Source organism: Dethiosulfatibacter sp. (assembly GCF_983023055.1).
The window spans coordinates 1-3,475 of the sequence record NZ_CEZJXU010000272.1 but is presented as its reverse complement, the minus strand read 5'-3'; the positions used below and the strand labels follow the sequence as shown (position 1 = coordinate 3,475).

3 protein-coding genes are annotated in these 3,475 nt (G+C 37.3%); all 3 read left to right on the top strand.

All coding sequences use genetic code 11. The annotated features are described in order from the left end of the window. Positions 1-935: tRNA uridine-5-carboxymethylaminomethyl(34) synthesis GTPase MnmE (gene mnmE / locus AC3AX0_RS09450; protein WP_487550045.1), on the top strand; the 935-nt coding region annotated here is incomplete at its 5' end. Positions 936-946: 11 nt separating this feature from the next. Further along, a complete protein-coding gene (gene mnmG / locus AC3AX0_RS09445) occupies positions 947-2,848 on the top strand; it encodes a tRNA uridine-5-carboxymethylaminomethyl(34) synthesis enzyme MnmG (protein WP_487550044.1) in 1,902 nt (633 codons plus the stop codon). Beyond that, the coding region (gene rsmG / locus AC3AX0_RS09440) for a 16S rRNA (guanine(527)-N(7))-methyltransferase RsmG (RefSeq protein WP_487550043.1) at positions 2,841-3,475 on the top strand (635 nt) is incomplete at its 3' end. The genes mnmG and rsmG, both read left to right, overlap by 8 nt.

Below are 3,475 nucleotides of genomic sequence, written 5' to 3'. Positions count from 1 at the left end.
ATCTTTCAATGCATCAGCTTGAAGGAAGACTTTCAAAGGAAATAAAGTGCATAAGAGAATCGTTGATGGGTCTTACATCACAGATTGAGGTTAATATAGATTTCCCCGAATATGATGAAGAAGAGATGACTATTGAAAATATCAAGAATATTTCCCGGGAAATATTAAAGAGGTTTGATAAACTAATTAAATCTGCCGATACAGGAAAGATATACAAGGAAGGAATTAAAACGCTTATTCTTGGTAAGCCAAATGTAGGTAAATCATCCCTTATGAACTATCTTCTTAATGAAAACAGGGCAATAGTGACTGAAATTCCAGGAACAACAAGGGATACTATCGAGGAATTCGTAAATCTTGCTGGAGTGCCACTTAAGATAATAGATACTGCAGGAATAAGATATACGGATGATGAAGTTGAAAAAATAGGAGTTAAGAAGGCTCTGGATAAAATAGAAGAAGCCGATCTCATACTCATGATTTTCGATGCATCCAAGGCACTTGAAGGTGAAGATATTATGATAATAAAGGAGATCCAAGATAAAAAGGTACTATACCTTTTGAACAAGACGGATCTTCATGAAAAAATAGACTTTGAAAACTTCCAAAAGATAAAGGAAGAAGTAATAAAAATTTCAATCAAGGGCAACAAGGGACTGGAAAGTATCGAAAACAAGATAAAAGAAGAATTCCTAAAAGGTGCACTTGATGTTGATGATGATGTAATAGTAAGTAATTTAAGGCACAAAAATCTTCTTTTAAAGGCAAAAGAGTCCATCGAAGATGTGCTTAAAAGCATAGAAAATTCCCTTACTCTCGAATGTCTTGAAGTAGATATAATGAATTCACTTGAATTTTTGGGAGAAATAACAGGCGAAACCATAAGGGACGATCTTATGGATAAAATATTTGCCGAGTTTTGCATAGGGAAATAGTGGAGGAAAATGTGAAAGAGTTAAAGCAATTTATAGCAGGTAAATATGATGTCGTAGTAATAGGTGCAGGACATGCTGGATGCGAAGCAGCTTTGGCGGCGGCAAGAATGGGCAAGAAGACAATTATGATAACATTGAGTCTTGATTCTCTTGCAATGATGCCCTGTAATCCTAACATCGGAGGTACAGGCAAAGGTCATATAGTAAAGGAAATAGATGCTCTTGGCGGTGAAATGGCTATTGCAACGGACAAGGCAATGATACAGTTCAAGTTGCTTAATACTTCAAAGGGTCCTGCAGTCCACTCTTCAAGGGCTCAGACGGATAAGAGAATATACCATGTTTCCATGAAGCAGGTAATTGAAGATGAATACAATCTGGACCTGATCCAGAATGAAGCAATAGAAATAGATGTAGAAGATGGAAAAGTTGTAGGTGTTAATACAAAGTCGGGAGCCTACTATGAGACAGAATCTGCAATACTTTGTACGGGAACCTACCTTAAGGGAAAAATTTATATGGGAGAGGTGAGCTACGAGGGTGGACCAGGAGGTCTTTTCCCTGCAAACGAGCTCTCAGCTTCACTTATTGAAAACGGAATAGTTTTGAAAAGATTTAAGACTGGAACTCCTGCCAGGGTACATAAGGATTCAATAGATTTAAATAAAATGGAGATTCAGGAGGGAGATGCGGAAGTAATTCCTTTTTCTTTCATGAATGATAAAATAGAAATAGACCAGGTGCTATGTTACCTTTGCTATACCAATGAAAAAACCCACGAGATCATAAGGGATAACCTTTCAAGGTCTCCTATGTATGCGGGAAAGATGGAAGGTGTAGGCCCAAGATATTGCCCTTCAATGGAGGACAAGGTGGTTAGATTTTCTGATAAGCCAAAGCATCAGGTATTTGTTGAACCTGAAGGTTTGGATACAAAGGAAATGTATATACAGGGATTTTCAACTTCTCTTCCTGAAGAGATTCAGATTGCAATGTACAGGACTATTGAAGGAATGGAAAATTGTAAAATCATGAGGCCAGCCTATGCAATAGAATACGACTGCATAGACCCTACACAGCTGAAGAGAAATCTTGAGATCAAAAGTATAGAGAATCTGTTCTTTGCCGGACAGATAAACGGCAGCTCAGGATATGAAGAGGCAGCGGGACAAGGAATTATTGCTGGAATAAACGCAGTTCTTAAGCAAAACGGCAAGGACCCTATGATTCTTGACAGATCGGAAGCCTATATAGGAGTTCTTATTGATGATCTTGTTACCAAGGGAACAAACGAGCCTTATAGAATGATGACATCAAGGGCCGAATACAGACTGGTACTAAGACAGGACAATGCGGATTTGAGACTTACCGAAAAAGGATACAAGGCAGGACTTGTTACACTGGAAAGATACAAGAAGTTTATAGAAAAGAAAAACAGTATAGACGTTGAAAAAACACGAGTAATGAAAAAAATAGTGAACCCAAATGCCCAGGTAAAGGCGCTTTTGGAAAAACTAAATACTGTACCACTAAAAATCCCAACATCCATGTATGATCTTTTAAAAAGACCCGAAATTAGGTATGATGATTTAAGGGAAATTGATCCTGATAGACCTGAAGTGGACAAGGTTGTAAGAAGACAGATTGAGATACAGATAAAGTACGAAGGATATATTAAGAAGCAATTCAGACAAATTGAACAGTTCAAGAGGATGGAATACAAGAATATTCCTGAAAGCATAGAGTACGAAGAGGTCAAGGGACTAAGGATAGAAGCAAGACAGAAACTTTCAAAGATAAGACCAGACTCCCTCGGACAGGCTTCAAGGATATCAGGAGTTTCTCCTGCCGATGTAAATGTTCTGGTAATATATCTGGAGCAGCAGAAAAGGATGAAAAAAAATCATGAGTAATAGTCTTGAAAAAATACTGAAATCAGCTAATCTGGAATGCACTTCGGAACAGTTGGAAAATTTCGTAATATATAAAAATATGATACAGGAATGGAACAAGAAGATAAATATTACTTCTATAACTGAAGATGAAGAAATATATATGAAGCATTTTGTAGACAGTATCATAGTGAAAAATTATTTTGATATGGACAAAGTAAATAAGATGATAGATATAGGTACGGGAGGGGGATTTCCAGGAATACCTCTCAAAATAATCAATGATGGAATGGAAGTAACACTTCTTGATAGTCTCAACAAGAGAATAATATTTCTTGAGGAAGTAGTTGAAGTACTGGGACTTGAAAATGTTGATATGATACATGGAAGGGCCGAGGATTATGGTAGTAATGATGAATACAGGGAACAATATGACCTTTCCATTTCAAGGGCAGTTGCACCTCTTAACATACTTTCAGAATACTGCATCCCATTTGTAAAGGTGGGAGGATGCTTCATATCCATGAAAAGCGGAGATGTGGAAAAGGAAATAGAGGAGTCCGCAAAGGCTTTTGAAATCCTTGGAGGAAGAATCAAGGAAACGATAAAATATCAGCTTCCGGGAACAGACATATCAAGAAGCATAAT